The sequence below is a fragment of the Desulfosporosinus sp. genome (assembly GCF_014237355.1).
In the GTDB taxonomy this organism is placed as follows: Bacteria; Bacillota; Desulfitobacteriia; order Desulfitobacteriales; family Desulfitobacteriaceae; genus Desulfosporosinus.
In genome coordinates this window covers 17461-36418 of record NZ_JABZFS010000056.1, presented here as the reverse complement: position 1 = coordinate 36418, position 18958 = coordinate 17461, and the positions used below count along the sequence as shown (strand labels likewise).

The 18958-nt window shown below is 43.7% G+C and carries 20 protein-coding genes; 15 read left to right on the top strand and 5 right to left on the bottom strand.

Annotated elements, in window-relative coordinates:
* Window positions 1-16: 16 nt before the first annotated feature.
* The 11 genes from HGJ98_RS11995 (at window position 17) to HGJ98_RS11945 (ending at window position 10277) form a co-directional block, all read left to right on the top strand.
* Complete coding sequence (locus tag HGJ98_RS11995; RefSeq protein ID WP_291351652.1) at window positions 17-1177, top strand: ABC transporter substrate-binding protein; 1161 nt, start codon at window positions 17-19, stop codon at window positions 1175-1177.
* Window positions 1178-1195: 18 nt separating this feature from the next.
* A complete protein-coding gene (locus HGJ98_RS11990) occupies window positions 1196-2074 on the top strand; it encodes a branched-chain amino acid ABC transporter permease (protein ID WP_291351651.1) in 879 nt (292 codons plus the stop codon).
* The gene (locus HGJ98_RS11985) at window positions 2075-3016 is read left to right on the top strand and encodes a branched-chain amino acid ABC transporter permease (protein WP_291351650.1); all 942 of its coding nucleotides are present in this window, start codon (window positions 2075-2077) and stop codon (window positions 3014-3016) included.
* Entirely contained in the window at window positions 3016-3777 is a 762-nt protein-coding gene (locus HGJ98_RS11980) for an ABC transporter ATP-binding protein (RefSeq protein WP_291351649.1), read from the top strand. The genes HGJ98_RS11985 and HGJ98_RS11980 overlap by 1 nt, the downstream gene beginning before the upstream one ends.
* Before the next feature lie 2 nt (window positions 3778-3779).
* Window positions 3780-4496 (top strand): ABC transporter ATP-binding protein, encoded by a 717-nt coding sequence (locus tag HGJ98_RS11975; protein ID WP_291351648.1) that lies wholly within the window; start codon window positions 3780-3782, stop codon window positions 4494-4496.
* Between the two features lie 216 nt (window positions 4497-4712).
* The gene (locus HGJ98_RS11970) at window positions 4713-6881 is read left to right on the top strand and encodes an LUD domain-containing protein (RefSeq protein WP_291351647.1); all 2169 of its coding nucleotides are present in this window, start codon (window positions 4713-4715) and stop codon (window positions 6879-6881) included.
* Between the two features lie 5 nt (window positions 6882-6886).
* The gene (locus tag HGJ98_RS11965) at window positions 6887-7960 is read left to right on the top strand and encodes an LUD domain-containing protein (RefSeq protein WP_291351646.1); all 1074 of its coding nucleotides are present in this window, start codon (window positions 6887-6889) and stop codon (window positions 7958-7960) included.
* A 26-nt stretch (window positions 7961-7986) separates the two neighbouring features.
* A complete protein-coding gene (locus tag HGJ98_RS11960) occupies window positions 7987-8724 on the top strand; it encodes a FadR/GntR family transcriptional regulator (protein ID WP_291351645.1) in 738 nt (245 codons plus the stop codon).
* Window positions 8725-8936: 212 nt separating this feature from the next.
* Window positions 8937-9143: a nucleotidyltransferase domain-containing protein gene (locus tag HGJ98_RS11955; RefSeq protein ID WP_367142727.1), complete on the top strand. Its 207-nt coding sequence runs from the start codon at window positions 8937-8939 to the stop codon at window positions 9141-9143.
* An 80-nt stretch (window positions 9144-9223) separates the two neighbouring features.
* Window positions 9224-9475: an HI0074 family nucleotidyltransferase substrate-binding subunit gene (locus tag HGJ98_RS22410; protein ID WP_367142724.1), complete on the top strand. Its 252-nt coding sequence runs from the start codon at window positions 9224-9226 to the stop codon at window positions 9473-9475.
* Window positions 9476-9686: 211 nt separating this feature from the next.
* Complete coding sequence (locus HGJ98_RS11945) at window positions 9687-10277, top strand: transposase (RefSeq protein ID WP_291351644.1); 591 nt, start codon at window positions 9687-9689, stop codon at window positions 10275-10277.
* A gap of 49 nt (window positions 10278-10326) precedes the next feature.
* Here the strand turns inward: HGJ98_RS11945 and HGJ98_RS11940 are convergent, their stop codons facing one another.
* From HGJ98_RS11940 to HGJ98_RS11920, 5 genes are all read right to left on the bottom strand, one after another.
* Complete coding sequence (locus tag HGJ98_RS11940) at window positions 10327-11469, bottom strand: VanW family protein (protein WP_291351643.1); 1143 nt, start codon at window positions 11467-11469, stop codon at window positions 10327-10329.
* Window positions 11470-11643: 174 nt separating this feature from the next.
* Entirely contained in the window at window positions 11644-11772 is a 129-nt protein-coding gene (locus tag HGJ98_RS11935; protein ID WP_291351642.1) for a hypothetical protein, read from the bottom strand.
* 196 nt (window positions 11773-11968) lie between these two features.
* A complete protein-coding gene (locus HGJ98_RS11930; protein WP_291351641.1) occupies window positions 11969-12205 on the bottom strand; it encodes a toxin Cry1Ac domain D-VI-related protein in 237 nt (78 codons plus the stop codon).
* Window positions 12206-12517: 312 nt separating this feature from the next.
* The gene (locus tag HGJ98_RS11925) at window positions 12518-13231 is read right to left on the bottom strand and encodes a formate dehydrogenase subunit gamma (protein WP_291351640.1); all 714 of its coding nucleotides are present in this window, start codon (window positions 13229-13231) and stop codon (window positions 12518-12520) included.
* Window positions 13232-13236: 5 nt separating this feature from the next.
* Window positions 13237-13875, bottom strand: a complete 639-nt coding sequence (locus HGJ98_RS11920; RefSeq protein WP_291351639.1) for a cytochrome c3 family protein — start codon at window positions 13873-13875, stop codon at window positions 13237-13239.
* A 477-nt stretch (window positions 13876-14352) separates the two neighbouring features.
* Between HGJ98_RS11920 and HGJ98_RS11915 the strand changes: the two genes are divergently transcribed.
* The 4 genes from HGJ98_RS11915 (at window position 14353) to HGJ98_RS11900 (ending at window position 18904) form a co-directional block, all read left to right on the top strand.
* The gene (locus HGJ98_RS11915; protein WP_291351638.1) at window positions 14353-15399 is read left to right on the top strand and encodes a GDP-mannose 4,6-dehydratase; all 1047 of its coding nucleotides are present in this window, start codon (window positions 14353-14355) and stop codon (window positions 15397-15399) included.
* A 326-nt stretch (window positions 15400-15725) separates the two neighbouring features.
* The gene (locus HGJ98_RS11910) at window positions 15726-16283 is read left to right on the top strand and encodes a LemA family protein (protein ID WP_291351637.1); all 558 of its coding nucleotides are present in this window, start codon (window positions 15726-15728) and stop codon (window positions 16281-16283) included.
* Window positions 16284-16332: 49 nt separating this feature from the next.
* Window positions 16333-17085 carry a YgcG family protein gene (locus HGJ98_RS11905; RefSeq protein ID WP_291351636.1) on the top strand — a complete coding sequence of 251 codons (753 nt, stop codon included), beginning with the start codon at window positions 16333-16335 and terminating at the stop codon, window positions 17083-17085.
* A 460-nt stretch (window positions 17086-17545) separates the two neighbouring features.
* Window positions 17546-18904: a thiolase family protein gene (locus tag HGJ98_RS11900; protein WP_291351635.1), complete on the top strand. Its 1359-nt coding sequence runs from the start codon at window positions 17546-17548 to the stop codon at window positions 18902-18904.
* The last annotated feature ends 54 nt before the right edge of the window (window positions 18905-18958 follow it).

The following is an 18958-nucleotide window of genomic DNA, read 5'->3' as shown; positions in this document are numbered from 1 at the left end:
CGGTGTATTTGTAACAATGAAAAAAGGCTTTATAAAGAAGTGGGTTACTGGTCTGACCATTGGTGCGCTGCTGTTGACGACGGCAGGATGCGGAGGAGGGGGTACTGCTCCCGCAGCAAATAATGATTCAAAAGGTGAAGCAGCTAAGATTGGGGTTATCGCCTATCTGACAGGGGGCGGAGCGGCCTATGGTACTGCAATCAAGGAAGGGTTAGATCTCGCTAAGGATGAGATTAATGCCCAGGGCAAGGTTCAGATTGAGCTCATTTACACAGATTCCCGCGGGGAAAAGACGGAAGCCATCAATGCTGCCAATAAACTAATTAATAAGGACAATGTTGTAGGAATTATCGGACCAACTCTGAGTGGAGAGATGTTTGCCGCTGGACCCATTGCTAATCAAGCAGGAGTTCCGATTATGGGAACCTCGACGACTGCAGAAGGGATCCCTGCCTTGGGAGACTTTGTCTTCCGGAATGCTTTGCCTGAGTTTTTAGCGGTTCCCCAGGCTGTTGAGAAGGCAATTTCCACCTATGACTTGAAAAAAGTTGCCGTTATGTACTCTAATAATAACGACTGGGCAGTGTCCGGGTATAAGACCATTGAAAGTACACTTAAGAAAAATGGTGTAGAAATCATTGCCACCGAAACGTTTGCGGATAAAGACACAGATTACTCTGCTCAATTGACGAAAATTGCTTCTTTAAAACCCGATGCGGTAATGGTTTCCAGCCTATATCAGGAAGCTGCTCTCGTTTTAAAGAAAGCAAGAGAAATTGGGATTACGGTTCCTTTTGTCGGAACGAATGGCTTTAACTCCCCTGAGCTGATCAAGATCGCCGGACCAGCTGCTGATGGAGCTATCGTGGCCAGCCCTTGGTTCCCAGGTAAAGCCGATGAAAAAGTTCAGAAGTTTATTGCGGATTACAAAGCAAAATACAATAACAAAGTACCGGATCAGTTTGCAGCTCAAGCCTACGATGCACTTTATTTGTATGCTAGTGCCTTAGAGCAAGCTGGAACGACCACAGATCGTCAAAAGCTGCGTGATGCCATAGCGACGATTAAAGATTTCCAAGGTGTAACTGGAAAATTCGCCTTTGATGAAAATCGTGAACCAGTAATGAATGCTACGGTTTTGATTATTAAGGATGGTCAGTTTACGGAATTGAAATAACGATTAGGAGTGAACGTTTTGTTCTGGCAACAATTGGTCAATGGCTTAACCTTGGGAAGTACGTATTCCCTTGTCGCGTTAGGTTACACCTTGATTATGGGGGTCCTAAACATCATTAATATGGCTCATGGAGAGATATTTATGATTGGGGCTTTCGTCGGGTTGTACCTTGTGACTTATTTTGAAGTGAATATTTTCGTGGCCATGGCTGGAGCTATGGTGACCAGTGCGTTGCTAGGTTGTCTAATGGAAACGGTAGCCTTGCGTCCTTTGAGACGCAAGGCTGTTTCCCACCTAGCGCCGTTGATTAGTACTATCGGGGTAGCTATATTTCTTGAGAGTCTAGCTTTAAATCTCTTTGGACCTCAGTCCCAGGCGTTTCCGACTGAATTAGCTGCAGTGCAAATGCAACTTGGGCCTATTCGGATTTCCCTGGTTCAAATTATCATACTTGGTATGTCCTTCGGTTTAATGTTCGTCCTGCGTTTTTGGCTTTCCAAAACCCGGGTTGGCAAAGCCATCCGGACAACGGCTGAGAACATTGAGACGGCTAATCTCCTGGGGATTAACACCAACAAAATTATCTTTTTAACTGTAGCACTTGCCTCAGGACTAGGGGGAATCGCCGGGGTTCTGGTAGGTCTCTCCTTTAATGCCGTAGAACCGACCATGGGATTATCAATGGGCTTAAAAGGTCTGGCCGTTTTGATCCTTGGTGGTATGGGAAATATCACCGGAGCAATGCTGGGCGGGTTGATTCTAGGAATTGCTGAAGTGTTCACCGTCGCTTACGGTGCCTCTTCCTATAGGGATGCAGTCGCCTTTGGAATGATTATTCTTATTCTGTTTATTCGTCCTCAAGGACTTTTTGGAAAACGGCAAGGGGGACGTTTCTAAATGGATATGTTATTAAATCAATATTATCTTCAAATTGCTGTCTTTGTTATGGTGAATGCCATTCTTGGAGTAAGCATTTATTTGACTCTATCAACCGGTCAATTGTCTCTGGGAAATGCCGGATTTATGAGTATTGGAGCTTACACTTGTGCAATTCTGACTGTCAAAGCAGGCTTCCCTGTCTATTTGGCCATCCCAATCGGGGGGATTGCTGCAAGTTTAATGTCGATCATCATAGGCTTTCCCGCCTTGCGGCTAACAGGGATTTACCTAGCTATTGCTACCCTTGGCTTTGGTGAAGTGGTTCGAGTTATTGTGTTAAACCTAAAAATCACAAACGGTGCCTTGGGGATCTCGGGAATCCCAACTCTTGGAACTAAGATTAGCAAAATGCTGTCCTCCTTCGGATTACCTCAGAAGTTTGGAGGATTAAGCGTTCAACAGACTAGTACCTTACTGGTATTATTGATTCTAGTTTTGATCCTCGTTTTTCTGGTCTTTTTCTGTGTAAGGCTCAATCGGTCAAGAGTGGGTCGGGCCTTTGCGGCTATTAAAGCAGATGAGTCGGCAGCGGAAGCCATGGGAATTAATACGACCTATTACAAATTGCTGGCCTTTGCTTTAGGGGCTTTAATCGCCGGGATTGCGGGTGGCTTATCCGCCCATTTAACCTTTTTTATCGGACCGAAAGATTTTGCTTACCACCGTACCGTCGAGATTCTGCTTTATGCGGTCTTAGGAGGAAGCGACTTGGTTTTTGGCCCCATCGTTGGGGCATTGATCCTAACCTTGCTGCCCGAACTGTTGCGCTCAGCTTCAAATTACCGACTGATGATTTACGGAGCACTTTTGGTGATCATGATGGCTTTCAGACCTCAGGGTCTCATCAGTGAGGAGACGGTTCGCTTTTGGAAGAGTAAGCTTGGAAGGGGGAGTAAATAATGACGTTAGTCCTTGACCAAGTAAGTAAAAACTTTGGCGGTTTGGCAGCGTTGAGTAACGTAAGTTTTAAGGTGACTGAGGGAGAAATCATTGGAATTATCGGCCCCAATGGTGCTGGCAAGACAACCCTCTTTAACTTAATCACGGGGATTTTTCCTCCTACTGCGGGGAAGATCACCTATCAAGGTAAGGATTTGTTAGGGTTGCGACCCTATAAGGTTACAGAATTAGGCTTAGCTCGTACCTTTCAGAATATCCGGCTCTTTGGACATTTGAGCCCTTTGGACAATGTTATGGTTGGGGCGCATTGCCGGACAAAAGCTGGGGTCTGGAAAGGACTATGGCGCACTCCTGCCCAACGTAAGGAAGAGAAGGCTACCCGGGAACGTGCCCAGACTTTGCTTAAATTAGTCGGGGTTGAAGAGGATATAGACTCTCCGGCAAGTTCACTTCCCTATGGGCAACAACGTCGCTTGGAAATTGCCCGGGCGCTTGCGACGGAACCGGAAATAATTCTACTCGATGAGCCAGCGGCTGGGATGAATGAGAATGAAACTGACGATTTACGGCTGCTGATTAAAAAGATTCAAACCATGGGTAAGACCGTCGTATTAATTGAACATGATATGAACCTTGTCATGAATGTTTGTGACCGCGTTATGGTGATTAATTTCGGACAAATGATTGCAGAAGGTACTCCGGCTGAGATTCAGCAGAACCCAATGGTTATTGAGGCGTATTTGGGCCGGGAGGAGGGATAGAGATGCTTAACATTAAAGGTTTGTCCACGAGTTATGGTAGTATTCAAGCCATTAAAGGGATTGACATCGACGTTCCCGAAGGCTCTATTGTTTCTCTGATCGGGGCGAATGGGGCAGGGAAAACGACGACGATGAAATCTCTGGTTGGGCTTCTCAAGCCTCAGGCTGGACAGATTACCTTCCAAGGGCAGGAGATACGAGGGTTTGCCCCTCACAAAATTGTTAACCTGGGCATGTCGCTGGTTCCCGAGGGCCGGAATATTTTAGCCGGCATGACGGTGCTGGAGAACTTGGAAATGGGAGCCTATCAGAGAAAAGATAAAGAGGTTCAGGCTGATTTCGAGAAGGTATTTAAACGCTTTCCCATCTTAGAGGAACGCAAGCAACAATTGGGAGGAACTCTTTCTGGAGGACAGCAACAAATGCTGGCCATCGGACGTGCTCTTATGGCTAGACCGAAACTTCTCTTGCTTGATGAACCTTCCATGGGGTTAGCTCCTTTGGTTGTATCCGATATTTTTAAAGTTATTCAAGAGATCAATCAGGAAGGGACGACGATTCTGCTTGTTGAACAAAACGTCCGCCAAGCCTTAAAGATTGCTCACTATGCCTATGTTCTGGAAACCGGCAAGATCGTGTTGCATGGAAAAGCGGATGAGGTTGCCAAAAATCCACGGGTTATGGAAGCTTATCTGGGTGGAGCTAAGGCGGGTGCCTAAGGGGTCTCCTTGATGATGAATCTATTGATAACTAAATGATAAGAACTAAAAGAGTTAGGCAGAGGAGCAACTGGTTTGTAATATCTGCACTTGTTAATAAATTCATCCCCCGCTTTCTCTGTAGGAGGGGGGATTTTCTCTTTGCTTGGACATCCCTAATTAGCAGGCTTAAGCATTGTGGTCCAACCTGTAAACCGAAGAGAGGAGACGTTTATCATGGGAAATCAAACCCATAAAATCGTCAAAAGTAAGGTCACGGAAGGTCTTCACGATATGGAATCACGGAAAGGGAGGTTTCGCGCCTTTGATGCGATTCGCCCGGCCATGTTAAAGATGGTTCCCAATTATCCTGAGCTTTCCAATCGTTTGCGCAAAATCAAAGAATATAGCATGGATCATTTAGACGAAGTGATCGCCAGAGCGCAACGGTCCTTAGAAGAAAAGGGCTGTAAAGTGTATCTCGCCGAAACGTCTGAAGATGCTCAGAACTATATTGCCAGTCTTATTCCCAAGGAAGGCTTGGTCGTTAAGTCTAAGTCAAATGCCGGTAAAGAAATTAACATCTCTCATTATCTCGAAGATCGTGGCGTGACCGTGGTAGAAACGGATTTGGGAGATCGAATTAATCAGCTGGCTAAGAGTGAAGCGAGTCACTCCCTGGCACCGGCAATTCATATTCCCATCGAAAAAGTAACCGAACTTTTTTCTGAAGAAGAGGGAACTCAGTTAGAATGCACCCCCGAAGCGTTGGTTATTTCTGCTCGTAAAGGTCTACGGGATTTTCTGGTTAAAGCGGATGTGGGCATCTCAGGAGCGAATGCCATTGCTGCGGATACGGGGAGTGTTTTCGTTACGGAGAACGAAGGTAATATTCGAGCGGTATCCATGATGCCTAGAGTTCACATTGTGATCGCTGGTGTGGAAAAAATCGTCTCGACCCTTGAAGATGCCATGCAAGTGGTGCGAGCAGCAGCAGTTTACGGTGTAGGACAAGACATCGGGACCTATGTTTCAGTGATCTCAGGTGTTAGTGAATCCCTTGATCCGGATCTTGAAGATTATTCCCACGGTCAGGGTCCTAAAGAAGTGCATATTGTTTTATTAAAAAATGGACGTAAAGAAGCTATGGATGCAGGCTTTAAAGAGTCTCTTTACTGTATCAATTGTGGAAGTTGCTTAAACTTTTGCCCAGTCTACCAGGAAGTCGGCGGTAAATACGGATATAAATATCTCGGGGGTCGGGGTTTGGTTTTTGCTGCCTTTCATGGTGACTTAGAAAAGTCTGAAGAAAATGGTTTATCTCTCTGTATCGGATGTCAAAAGTGTCAAACTGCCTGTCCAGTACAGATGGCGACGCCTAATATGTTATGGAAACTTCGCCAAAATGCGGTGGCTAAAGAAGGGGCCGGCTGGAAGAAGGATTTGATCTTCTCGATGTTAAGCAAACCCAATACCCTGCCGATGGTCAGTAAATTAGCGTCGACCTTTGGGAAACTGGCCTTAAAAGAGGCAGATAAAGGTAAAGGGATGACCTCCCGTTTAACCTTTAATTCGTTTGGGTTACCTCAAGAACGTGTGATTCCGCGCTTCTCTAAGAAATCCTTTATGGAAATTGCCAAACCTAAAGCCCTTTCTAAGCCGGTTAAAAAGGTTGGTTTTTATCCAGGGTGCGTGGTGAATTACACTGAGACGGATCTCGGGGAAGCGCTGCTTCATGTCTTAGGAGAAAATAATGTTGAGGTAAAACTAGCTAAAGAGGATGTTTGCTGTGGGATTCCAAGTATTGTAAGTGGGGATCTGGCTCATGCCAAATCTATGGCTCTCAAAAACATTGAAACTTACAGTGAGTTTGATATGGATTCATTGGTTTTTGTCTGCCCCAGTTGTGCGGTTGCCTTCAAAGAGGAGTACCCTAAACTGTTTGCGGGGGATTCCTCTGAGCTTCAGGAAAAAGTGAAAAAACTCGCTTTAAAGGTTAAAGATATCAATGAATTCCTTAGCCAAGATATTGATTTAAAGCCTCCAAACCAAAGAGTCACGGAAACGGTGACCTATCATGATCCTTGCCATCTCGCTCGAAGTATGGGTGTTAAAAAAGAACCTAGAGAACTTATCCAAACGATCCCGGGCGTGAGTTATGTGGAAATGCAGGATGCGGATACGTGCTGTGGATTTGGTGGATCCTTTAGCTTAAGTTTCTATGAGCTTTCGCAACGGATAAATGAGGGAAAATTAAAGACCGTTAATGATACTAAGGCCACCACCTTAGCGACGAGTTGTCCGGGATGTATGGTTCATTTCCGTGATGGGATTGCTCAGCACAAAATGAAGCAAAACGTTTCTCACGTTATTCAAATTTTGAGCCGGGCCTATGGGAGGAGATGAGCAACATGAGTAGCACGAGTGGTGCAAGTTCGAGCGCTGGTAAGATAAGTAGTAACGACAGTACAAACAGTACGAAAGCTGAAAAGATATTAAAGGGAATAAGTTCCCGCCGCGACAAACTTCTTCAAGAATATCCAAATTTAGCTAGCCAAGTGCAGGAGATTAAAAGCAAGACAGCGAATAATCTTAAAGATTCTGTGGAAAAGGCAGTTTCTTCTCTCAAAGGTAAAGGATGTCATGTGATTTTTGCGAAGGATGCAGGGGAGGCTCAAGAGCAGATCCTAAAAATTCTGGCTGGGAATCCGAGTGTAGCCCTTAGTAAAAATTCCGTTTTTAAAGAGATCGGGTTGAGAAATTTTCTAACCTCGAAGAAGGTTGAGGTTTTTGACACGGACCTAGGGGAACGAGTTGCCGGGACAAAAGTCGACGCCCACCCTTGGATAGCCAGTATCAATACGTCAATTCCTAATAAAGAGTGGGTGGCTCAGGTCAAGGATGAGATCAAGCACCAGGTTGCCCATATGCAGTACGGAATTACAGGAGCAGAGGCAATTGTTGAACAAAATGGAACCATCGCTCTGTTAGAAAGCGAGGGGAATGTTCGGTTCACCTCAAATCTTCCCTATAACCATATCGTCGTGGCAGGAATAGATAAAATTGTCCCCTCACTTGAAGATGCTTTGGCCGTTTGCCGGGCGATTAGTGTCTATGGGATGGGAAAAGATATCCTTAAATATATCTCCTTTATCAGCGGTCCCAGCAGAACGGCGGATATCGAGTTTAGAATGGTCCAAGGTATGCATGGCCCTAAGGAAGTGTTCGTTATACTCCTCGATAATGGACGTCTGGCAGCGGCTGAAAACAAGCAATGGGATTTGCTAAAATGTCTGCACTGCGGAGGATGTCTCGTCGATTGCCCAAGTTATCTTAGTGAAGGATTAGAGAAAGGCTATTATTATACGGGGAAAAGGGCCAGTGTCTTAGCTGCTTTTTTAAAGGAATCCGAGCCCGTTGAGCATGGGGTTTGTGGAGACTGCTCGTTATGTAATAAACACTGTCCTATGGGTATTCAAGTATAGCTTTTGACGCACTTATGGAGGTTTTAATGCAGTTTGAAAAAATTACCAAACCTCATCGAACCTATCAAGAGGTTTTAAAACAAATTAATCATTTAATAGTCGATGGCAAGCTCCGTCCGGGGGATCGACTCATGGGTGAACGAGAAATGGCGGTAGAACTAGGAGTTAGCCGGACTACTTTACGTGAGGCTTTAAGAACCATGGAGTTCTTAGGATGGGTTGAGATTAAGCCGGGAGATGGTACGTTCATTCGTGATATTCACTTAAATGAAGTAATCAGCCCCTTGGCCTTAGCTTTATCGGTGGAGCCGACAAGAATAGACGAACTTTGGGAAACTCGGATAACCCTCGAGGTCGAATGCGCAGGCTTAGCAGCTCTGCGAGCCTCAAAGGAAGACTTGCAGCAAATTTCCCATGCCCTTCGAGATATGAAGTCTTCCTTACACGATCTGGATGCCTATGCTAAAGCAGATATGAGATTTCACTTTCACGTAACTCAAGCTTCCCAAAATTCGATGATGCATCGACTTCTGCAGACGTTTGTCGTTCATATTTTTGATCTGATTAAGAAAACAGGCCCCCTCCGTTTTAGTCACGACATAGGGGGACTAAACACAATACAAGAGCATATTTCCATCTACGAAGCAATCGCAAGTCAGGAAGCAGAACAAGCAAGAACCCTCATGAGAAAACACCTCGAAGCCTCGCGAAACGAAATCGGAGGGTCAGACCCCCACACAACGGGAAACAATTCTGACAATTAAACCTAGAAAGAGCCCTTCCATCCAAGTTGATGGGAGGGCTTTTTGGGGTCAGACCCCCACACAATGGGAAACAATTCTGAAATATCAAGCGGAAGGCATCGTTTATTTGCCATTAATACCATGGTGTAATATGGTAGATCATAATTTTTCTTAAAGAGGGGACGAAAGTATGGCTTTTGGTTTAGACAAAGAGTTGATACAAAGACCGAAAAATCGGTCAAAACTATGCCGTAGATCAAATTATTCTATTCGGAACGCGAGCAAGAGGTGATCATAAGCCAACAAGCGATATTGATTTGGCAGTTTTTCTATCAGAGTCTAATTGTAAAGGGCATTTGATCAGTGAGTTTGATGACCTCAATACCCTCCTGAAAATAGATACCATATTCGTCAATGAAACATTGAACCTGAATTATTGAAGAATATCAAGAAAGACGGTGTATTACTTTATGAGCGAGCCATACATAAAGCTTAGTAACTATACAATGCACTTTCGAGATTGAATGAGGGGATCGCTAAATACAATGAAGCCAATGATCTGTTAAGGGATGGAGTAATACAGAGGTTTGAGTTTACCTTTGAGCTTGCTTGGAAAACTTTAAAGGCAGTCTTTGAAGATGAGGGCTTAATAGGATTAAATTCTCCTAAGACGGTTTTGCGTGAAGCCTTTGCGATGGGGCTTATCCAAGATGATGAATTATGGCTTACTATGCTGAGTGATAGAAATTCGACCAGCACGCATCTACAATGAACAACTTGCAATTGAAATATGTCGTAATATACAAGAGAGATATGCAAGTGCATTTGTGGATTTGCTTAAGACAATTGAAGCGAGGCTTGACTAGGTTGGAGTTTGGGGCGAAGAAAGAAGAAAAATATAGTATGGTATTATAAATGGTAGGAAAAATGGAAGGAGATGGCGAATGACTAAAAAATAGGGAATTAGGTGGGGAGTGGAAGAGGTGGCGAGGAAATCGAGGGTTTGGTGGCCGGGAGCGGATTATCATATCATGTGCAGGGGAAACCGCCGGTCGGACATTTTCATGGATGAGGTCGATCGGAAAGTATTCCTGAGTATGTTGGCCCAAGTCAAAGAAAAACATCCCTTTATCCTGCATGCTTACTGCTTGATGAGTAATCATGTGCATTTCCACTTAGAAACGATTGATACAGATCCAGGAAAGATTATGAAACTGTTGAATATGAAATACGCTATTTTCTTCAATAACAAGTACCACCTTGAAGGGCATTTGATGCAAGGGCGGTTTCGGGCCGAAATTGTAACTAATGAACGATATTTTTTAGCACTTAGTCGTTACATACATTTAAACCCCGTTGTAGCAGGCATTGTACTTCATCCTAAAGATTATCGGTGGAGCAGTTATAATGCCTATGTGGAGGGGAAATTTTCTTTCCTTGTAAATACGAAGAAAACATTAGGCTATTTTCCTAATCCTAAAATCAGCAACTTCGAGGAGTTTACGGTGGCGGGTATAAAAACGGACTCCTCAGATGATTCGTTATTACCTTTAAGACTACAGCTTGAGGACTAGTAGACTAGGGAGCTCGTGACTTCTTCCTTATTAATAGGAAGGAGATTTTTTATTTGCTTCCATAAATTCTAAAGCTCAATGTATTTCCATCGACTAGGCTGCGGATAAGAATAAAACTGTCGGTATCATTTCTGAACTTAAAATCTAAGGTAGGGTAAGCCACTGTAGCATCCTGACCAAGTGGGACATAGGTGACGGGCAAGCTGTGGCGCGTACGTTCCATAACCCTTAAGGAGGGGTAGGCCAATTGAACCGCATTATAAAGAGTGCTGGAAACTTGACAGACTCCTCCACCTAGACCGGGTACAAAGGTATTTCCTTCAATAATCATAGCCTCCTGATATCCTGCCTCGGAAGTTCTGGGGCCTACCGTATGATTAAATGAGAACACCTCTCCAGGTTTTAGCACCTTACCATCGATGGCTTTAGAGGCAAGCTTCAGGTTAAGTGATCGTGCCTTCTGATTTGGATCAAAACGAGTGGTATAGTCGCTTAAGAGGTCCTTCTTTTTTACGGTCTCGAGGTCTGTTTTCGTAAGAGTGGGTTTGACTATGATAAAGGGAACTTGAATTGTCTGGGCTTCAGGGGTCTGATTCTTTATGCTTTTGATAAGTGAGTCGAGGTCTACTTGTTTTCCTATTTTTTCTGGGACGATTTGCAGAGAGTTATCCGGGTTTATGGAAAAGTACGCATCTGTTGAAGGAATGTTTAGGGTTGAGAGATGTTTATTCAGAGCTTCTTTTAGAACAAATTCATTCCATTGCAGGTCAGGTTCAAAGGAGATCCCCCTGCTTGCCTTATATTTAGCAATAGCCTTATGAAAGAGGTTTCCTTCTCGTCCGACAAGATAGGCTTTTTGAAGTGGTTCAGCAAAGGTATAAGTGAGACCGAGTTTCTCTAGGTCTATGAGGCAGCTTTTCTCATCGGAGATGAAATGGAGGGGATGTTTATAAATTTTATTACGTTGTTCCTCTAGTTTGGACTCAGCTTCCTCAATAGAAAGTTGTCCCAAGGGGATTTCTAAGACAACACCGCTGGCGATGGTTCCTCTGTCCCAGGTATATAGGACGAGTGAAAGGATAAGCGCTACAAATAAGGTGATTACTACACTTAAACTAATAAGTAAGACTTTGTGCTGTTTTAATCGATTTTGAGTACTTGTTTTTTCGGCTGGTCTAGTATCCTCTTCCACGTTAATTCTCCCTTCTCGTCTAGTGACCATTAACTATATGCGAGAAGGGAGAAAATTTTCATAGAGATTGACATGGATATTTTTGGACTATGGCTTTGATGAGAATTGTGAGAATTGAGAATTGTGTGGGGGTCTGACCCCCACACAATGGGAAAGAATTCTGAAAATTATTACTTAGTTATGGCAGGGTTTAGGTGGTCTTGGGGGAATAGGTGGTCTAGAGAGTTCTCGGATGATTTCCCACAGTTGCCAAATGATGGTCAACAATAAGATGATAATGACGACTAAAGCTGTTAGAATCATATACTTCACTCCTTATTTTTTGATATACCTGGGGCTGAGGGGGCTCTTTATGTATTCTATTCAGCATGTCTCCTGGATGTTCTTGGAAAAAGCGACCTCACAGACGTTAGTCTGTAAGGTCGCTTGATTTAGTATCTCCAGTTAGAGTTAAAGGAGGCCTATTTGGTAAAGTATAGCCCACTTAATATTAAACTTCTTACTGTGTATCTGCATCTAGTAAGGCTTGTGCAATTGCAATTGTCGTTTGTCTAGCTAGCTTAGTATCTTCATCGGCAATAGTATCAACAAGGGCTGTAGCAGCATCAATTTGAGCTTGATCTACACCTTCAGCTAAAACTTTTTCAGCATCTGCAACGGTAGCATCGACAAATAAATCATCAATAGCAGCTTGTGCAGCGGCAACTTTGGCCAGCTTCTTCTGCTGCTTCGGCACTGCCTGCAGCAACTCCAAGAAGCGAATGAAACCATTACACAACTATTAGACAAGCACACAAATAGAAACGGTCCGTATTTCTACTACGCTGAGAAATACGGACCGTTTTAGCTATCGGGTTTCTTTCCCTGGACCGGGTAGCGGAGGAATTGTGTGGGGGTCTGACCCCCACACAATGGGAAACAATTCTGATAATTACCTAGGTTAGCGTGAATCCCCACATGATTATTAGAATAAGTAATACCCCGTATAAGATCATCTGAAATATTGTCAGTGGTAAGCTTTTCCTGTATTTGTAGTATTGTGACATAGTCATTCTCCTTTGATTGTATCCTTGCCGGATCCTTTATCTTCACGTTCGAGTCGTTCCAATTCCAAGGGATGGTCTTCTTTCATTTCTTCTCGAGATATTGTACCTCTGTACCAAACATGATTCATTGGGAAGAATCTCGGGCTGAAGTGGGAGTTGAAGAAATGCCATATGAAGATAGCGCTGATGGCCAGCATTGCTTCGTCCGTGTGAGCATATCTTGCCGAATCAATGACCCAGATAGGCATATACTGAGTGAAAATCTGTGGAAACCACATCATTAAGCCAGACCCGCCCATAATGGCCATACCCCAGAACACGGCCCAGTAGTCGAATTTTTCTTTATAGGTGTAACGGTCAAATTTAGGTGGATCTTTTCTCAGGCCTAATAAGTACTTTACATCATGTATGACATCTACAAAATCTTTGCCGCTAGGCAATATTGCAAGGGATAGTTTTTTGGTTACGATAGGTTGAATCACTAGGTAGAGCAAGTGATAAACAAAAGAGAGTAGCATGACAGCTGCCGCAACTAGATGAACGAAAAGCATGTTGTCAAAACCACCAAACAGCGAGACAACCCCTTGGGAGATGCTGCTTTGTTCAAACTTAATAGGCAAGCCGGTGATTGTTAGAACGATAAAGCTGGTAAACATCCCGATGTGCTGGATTCGTTGGTGGAGATCAAAACGTTGAAAAACGTGTTCCGTTTCCATTGGTATTACCCCCTCTTCCGTTCCCGAAGAATTGTACGCAGGTTATGGTATAGTTGTAGTTCAATATGAATAACTAGTGCAGTAATCGTAATAAGGGTTAGCCAAATAAAAAACTTAGCAGTATAGTACATGGGCGCTCCCGGACCGGTCGGTGCAAGCTTGAAGTGTTGAGATCCCTCGGCAAAGCCTGGTGAGGGCTTATCATGGCAGGTGGCACAGGTTTGCGGTATGTTAGCTTTGGCAACTTTGGAATTGGGGTTGTCTGCTCCTAAAACGTCGTGAGCACCGTGACAGTCTGCGCACGTTGCTGAACGTTGGCTGCCAAGATGTACAGCTTTACCATGAAAGCTCTCTCTATAACTTTCGGTGATCTGTCCTTTATGGCAGTACGAACAGGTTACAACGCTCTCTTTTTTATCCAGTGAAGCGCCTTCAGGGTGTGGAAACCCTGTTATGTCGGTATGGCAGCTTGTACAACTTAAAAAGCTGTGAACAGACCCTTCAACGTTTTGGCCGACATCACCATGGCATTGAAGACAAGTTTCCTGGGCTTGCACCTCTGTTGCAAAGGCAGCTACCGCTAGGAGTAATAACGTTATTAGGCTCAGTACCTTCAATATCCGCCCTTTTTTTAGTTTGTCCATTCACTGCACCTCTTTAAATTTATTGATTATGGTCTCTTGGCTTTCAAAGCACATCCAATTCCTATGGAAACTTAGCTGGCACTAAGCCACCAGGCGAGGAAAATACAGTTTACTATTCACTAATGGTGCTGCGAAGGGGTGTGAAAGTCTGTTTAGCTAGTAAGGGGTTATATGATTGGGACCGACTTTATTATGTCGCAATAAACCGTAAAGCATACGTTATTAGGGTTATGCTAAGTCCTATCGTAGGAGGTTACACATCCCTGTTAGTACGCTAGATAAATAAGAAGTTATTTTTTCTGAGACGCCGTGTCTGAAGTAACTCGTTGACTAATGATGCAACATCGAAGCCTTGATTTGGGAGTCTCATGATTGGACAATCACTTTTGCGAAGGACTGCGGTGATGATGAGCAATCTGGTACACGCCAGAATAAGATGAGGGGAGGTGAGTTTGATTAAAAGGAGACAAATAAAAAATGATTGAAGGATATACAAAATTAGACCCCAGTAAAACCTATTTGATTACTGGAGGTGCTGGTTTTATCGGATTTTTCCTGTCTAAAAAGCTATTAGATCACGGCTGCAGAGTCGTGGGAATGGATAATCTGAATGACTACTATGATGTGAGTTTAAAGGAGAACAGACTGAAACAGTTAGAAGGATATGTCCGTTATACTTTCATCAAAGGGGATATCTCAGATAAGGAAATGGTCATAAAAGTCTTTGAAGATTACAAGCCGACGATTATTGTGAATCTGGCAGCGCAGGCGGGTGTTCGCTATAGTATAGAGAATCCGGATTCCTATATTAAGAGTAACATCATCGGGTTCTATAATATTTTAGAAGCTTGTCGGCATAATCCGGTTGATCATTTAGTTTACGCATCCTCCAGTTCAGTGTATGGTGCTAATAAGAAAGTTCCCTTCTCAACCGGAGATCAGGTGGACAATCCGGTATCGCTTTATGCTGCTAGTAAAAAATCCAATGAGTTAATGGCGCATACCTATAGCCAATTGTACGGAATACCTTCTACAGGTTTAAGATTTTTCACGGTTTACGGCCCGATGGGAAGACCGGATATGGCCTATTTCGGTTTTACTGAGAAGATCTTTAAGGGCGAGAAAATCGAGGTGTTTAACTTTGGTGACTGTTCTAGAGATTTTACCTATATCGATGATATTGTGGAATCTGTAGCGCGGATCCTTGGCAATCCACCAGCTAAGAAGGTTGATAAGGACAGCATCCTAAACGGCATTCAATACGCAGTTTATAATATCGGCAACAATCAACCTGAGCAATTGACGGATTATATCGCTGCCCTAGAAAAAGCGTTAAGTAAGGCTGTCGGGAGAACGATGGTTGCAGAGAAGGAGTTCCTACCCATGCAGCAGGGGGATGTAAAGGCCACTTATAGTGACAGTTCTCCATTGGAGCGAGATTTTGATTTCAAACCTAGTACGAGTATCGAAAAGGGCTTACAGAAGTTCGCGGATTGGTATGTGGAGTATTATAAAGTGAAGTAGTTCTTTGCTTTGTTGAAGCAGAGAGTGGAGTACAAGGATTGGATCTCCCCTAGTAGATTTGGCTCTACCAGGGGAGGTTTTTATATTTTTATGTTGGCTATACTGAGGCTATAAACCTTAGTGGGCCCGACTAATGCTCAATGTCCATCAAGTTGGTTATGTAATGAAATAATTACTGTATTAATAATTTTAAATTAAGGAGGCATGATATTTTATGCAGGTACAACAAAAAATAGGAGGTATACCTTCGCTGACTATTCATCATTGCCGGGGAACGAACGTTGGGAGATTATTGAGTACATACTATAGCTAGGAGGGGTTTACTGATGAAAAAATGGTTAATCCCAGTAGGGATAATTGTCCTTCTGGGAGTATTGATGATCTCAGGGTACAATAACATGGTAAAGATTTCAGAAGATGTTAATGGGAGTTGGAGCCAGGTGCAAAACCAGTTGCAACGCAGGGCAGATTTGATTCCTAATTTGGTGGAGACCGTGAAGGGGTATGCCGCGCAGGAAAAAGAAGTGTTTACTGAGGTGGCTGAAGCAAGAGCAAAATTAGCAGGTGCAACAACTGTGGCGGCTGCAGGTCAGGCGGACCAGGCTTTAACTAGCGCACTGGGAAGGTTATTGGCCATCTCCGAAAGCTATCCTCAGTTAAAATCTGATGCAAACTTTCGGGCTTTACAGGATGAGCTAGCTGGTACAGAAAATCGCATTGCAACAGCACGGATGGACTATAATAATACCGTTCAGAGCTATAATACTAAAACCAAGACCTTTCCTACATCACTTTATGCCGGAATCTTAGGCTTTGGGCCAAGGGATTACTTTAAACCGACTGCTGGCGTAGAAAATGTTCCGTCGGTTGATTTTTCCAAGTAAGCGGTAAACGAAGGGAATGAAAGCTATGAAGAAGATATCCCTTCTTTCGGTGTTAAGTATATTCTTATTATTGTTACTTGCCACCGCTTCCCCATTAATGGCAGCAACCCTTGACATTCCTCAACCGAGCCGTAATTTTTTTGTTTTAGATCAGGCCAATATTCTAGATCAATCGACAGAGCAAATAATTATTCAAACGTCTGCCGCTTTACAACAAAAAACGAAAGCTCAATTAGTGGTCGTGACGGTTAATAGCTTGAACGGAGCAGCACCTGAGGAATATGCTTTATCTATTTTACGGGGATGGGGGATCGGAGATAAAACACTCAATAATGGACTGCTTATGCTTGTGTCACCAACGGAGCGGGTCTCTCGGATTGAGGTTGGTTATGGGCTGGAAGGAGCTTTACCTGATGCTAAGACGGGTCAGATTCAGGATGAGTATATGATTCCGTATTTTCAAGCGAATGATTATAACAAGGGAATTCTTAATGGCTACAGTGCCTTAGCTCAGGAAACGGCGAAGGAGTATCAAGTTGCCATAGAAATAAATTCACCCCAAGCGTTGCCTGTTTCGTCAACAGCTTCATCTTCGGCAAATAAGCCTCTGCCGATCTGGGCTAAAGCCATTTTATTTGTCGGTATCCTCCTAGTGATCTATCTTGATCAGCGTTTATTTAACGGTTTCTTTCTCGGCTTAATTTTAGGCTTGTTACTCCGAGGCAGAGGCGGCGGGGGTGGCGGAGGTTTCGGTGGCGGCGGTGGTTCCGGCGGAGGAGGCGGCAGCAGCCGACGTTGGTAGTGAAAAGTGGGAGATTTCAAAAATGTTTAAATAAAATAAGGGGTTTCTTCATACCTAAAAAAGCTCTTGCAGGAATAAAAATCTGCAGGGGCATTTTTTATAGGGTGTCTACAATTTGAGACGGATTTCCATTCGTAGACATATTTGAAAACTAGGGCTAATCCCTGTATTGGGTTGTATTGTGAGAAAAAAGAAGAGAATGTGTATATCTTCGTAGACATATTGGGAGTAAATAATTCTGAATAATTAATACAGTATATAAATTTTGAATAGTACGAAATAGCCCCATTATGGGCGGTTCAGAGCTAGGGTCCGAGAATCCTTAAAATAGTAAGAATATTGGCATCATTCTTGCATTTTATATTATTTATTGAGGTTTAATGTGAGGTGATTAAGCCCAGAACTAAGACTTTCGCTCAATAAAAGTTTCAAAACTTTAAGGAATAAGGAGGATTTCGTGATGTCTAAAGTTACCCAAAAGCTTGAACTCACAAGAAAAGGCTATTATAAGGATGCGAAAATCAGTGCTTTCGGTGAAAGAAAGCCTGATTACTCAACTATGGGAAGGAAAATAGACAATACCTTTGCCAAACAACGAGAGGTAGTTTGTGTTGAAGCCTGCAGAACCCCCTATGGTAAGTCTCTTGGTGCATTAGTAGAGTATGATGCTGCCCAGTTAGGGGCATTAGCGATTAAAGAAGTTATTCGCAGAACGGAAGGAAAGGTCGCTCCTGGCGATGTTGACTATGTCATCATGGGGCATGTGGTACAAGCTGGCTGTGGTCAAGTTCCGAGTCGTCAAGCTACTCTCCTGGCGGGATTGCCCGAACATGTGCCTTCCATTACGGTTAATAAGGTTTGCTCCTCCGGGGTTAAAACCATTGATCTAGGTGCTCAGATGATAGCCCTAGGAAGAGCTGACATTGTGATTGCTGGTGGTCAAGAGAGTATGAGCAACATCCCCTTTGCCCTGCCGGATATGAGACGTGGGAAGAAAATGGGTTTTATAAACGCTAATTGTGAAGATCTGATGGTAAAGGATGGACTCTGGGACGCAGTCTATGATCGGCATATGGCGATTCATGGGTCTGAAGTGGCTGATGAATTTGGTTACAGCCGTGAAGAACAAGATGAATGGGCTCTACATTCTCAGCTGGCTGCGGCAGAGGCTATGGCAGCTGGAAAATTAGACGACGAAATTTTTCCGATTGTTATTAAAAAGGGCAAAGAAGTTATGGAAAAGGATGAAGGGCCTCGAGCTAATACAACCATGGAAGGCTTGGCGAAGCTGGGTCCGGTGTTCAATCATGTCAGTGCTGTTACCGGAAAACCTGGCAGTGTAACCGCTGGTAATGCACCTGGTACCAATGATGGCGGCGATGTTTGCTTACTTATGAGCCGGGCTAAGGCAGATGAACTAGGAATAAAACCTCTGTTTACTATTGTGGATTATGCGGAAGTATCGCAACCCACGAAGGATATTGCGACGGTTCCCGGCCTTTCGATTAAGAAGGTGCTCGAACAAAACAATTTAACACTGGATGATATTAAATTGATTGAGATTAATGAGGCCTTTGCAGCGGTAGCTCTGGTAAGTGCTCGCAGCATTCTAGGTATGTCTAAGGAGCAGATGTTTGAAAAAGTTAATGTCAACGGCGGGGCGGTTGCCTACGGTCATCCTATCGGCGCTACCGGAGCGAGAATAGTTATGACCCTGGCATATGAGTTGAAACGTCGTGGCGGTGGTTATGGAGTCTGTGGAATCTGTGCCGGTCATGCCCAGGGCGATGCAATGCTGATTCGTGTGGATGCTGATTAATTAAAGACCAAATGCAACTGACAAATCGTACGTATTTAATAAAACGATAGGAGT

Bases quoted from the DNA above. Each gene is read 5' to 3' on its own strand.
- HGJ98_RS11965 (WP_291351646.1), top strand. From the start codon at position 6,887: ATGAGTAGCACGAGTGGTGCAAGTTCGAGCGCTGGTAAGATAAGTAGT.
- HGJ98_RS11935 (WP_291351642.1), bottom strand. From the start codon at position 11,772: ATGATTCTAACAGCTTTAGTCGTCATTATCATCTTATTGTTGACCATC.
- HGJ98_RS11985 (WP_291351650.1), top strand. From the start codon at position 2,075: ATGGATATGTTATTAAATCAATATTATCTTCAAATTGCTGTCTTTGTT.
- HGJ98_RS11960 (WP_291351645.1), top strand. From the start codon at position 7,987: ATGCAGTTTGAAAAAATTACCAAACCTCATCGAACCTATCAAGAGGTT.
- HGJ98_RS11980 (WP_291351649.1), top strand. From the start codon at position 3,016: ATGACGTTAGTCCTTGACCAAGTAAGTAAAAACTTTGGCGGTTTGGCA.
- HGJ98_RS11925 (WP_291351640.1), bottom strand. From the start codon at position 13,231: ATGGAAACGGAACACGTTTTTCAACGTTTTGATCTCCACCAACGAATC.
- HGJ98_RS11900 (WP_291351635.1), top strand. From the start codon at position 17,546: ATGTCTAAAGTTACCCAAAAGCTTGAACTCACAAGAAAAGGCTATTAT.
- HGJ98_RS11920 (WP_291351639.1), bottom strand. From the start codon at position 13,875: ATGGACAAACTAAAAAAAGGGCGGATATTGAAGGTACTGAGCCTAATA.
- HGJ98_RS11970 (WP_291351647.1), top strand. From the start codon at position 4,713: ATGGGAAATCAAACCCATAAAATCGTCAAAAGTAAGGTCACGGAAGGT.
- HGJ98_RS11915 (WP_291351638.1), top strand. From the start codon at position 14,353: ATGATTGAAGGATATACAAAATTAGACCCCAGTAAAACCTATTTGATT.
- HGJ98_RS11975 (WP_291351648.1), top strand. From the start codon at position 3,780: ATGCTTAACATTAAAGGTTTGTCCACGAGTTATGGTAGTATTCAAGCC.
- HGJ98_RS11910 (WP_291351637.1), top strand. From the start codon at position 15,726: ATGAAAAAATGGTTAATCCCAGTAGGGATAATTGTCCTTCTGGGAGTA.
- HGJ98_RS11995 (WP_291351652.1), top strand. From the start codon at position 17: ATGAAAAAAGGCTTTATAAAGAAGTGGGTTACTGGTCTGACCATTGGT.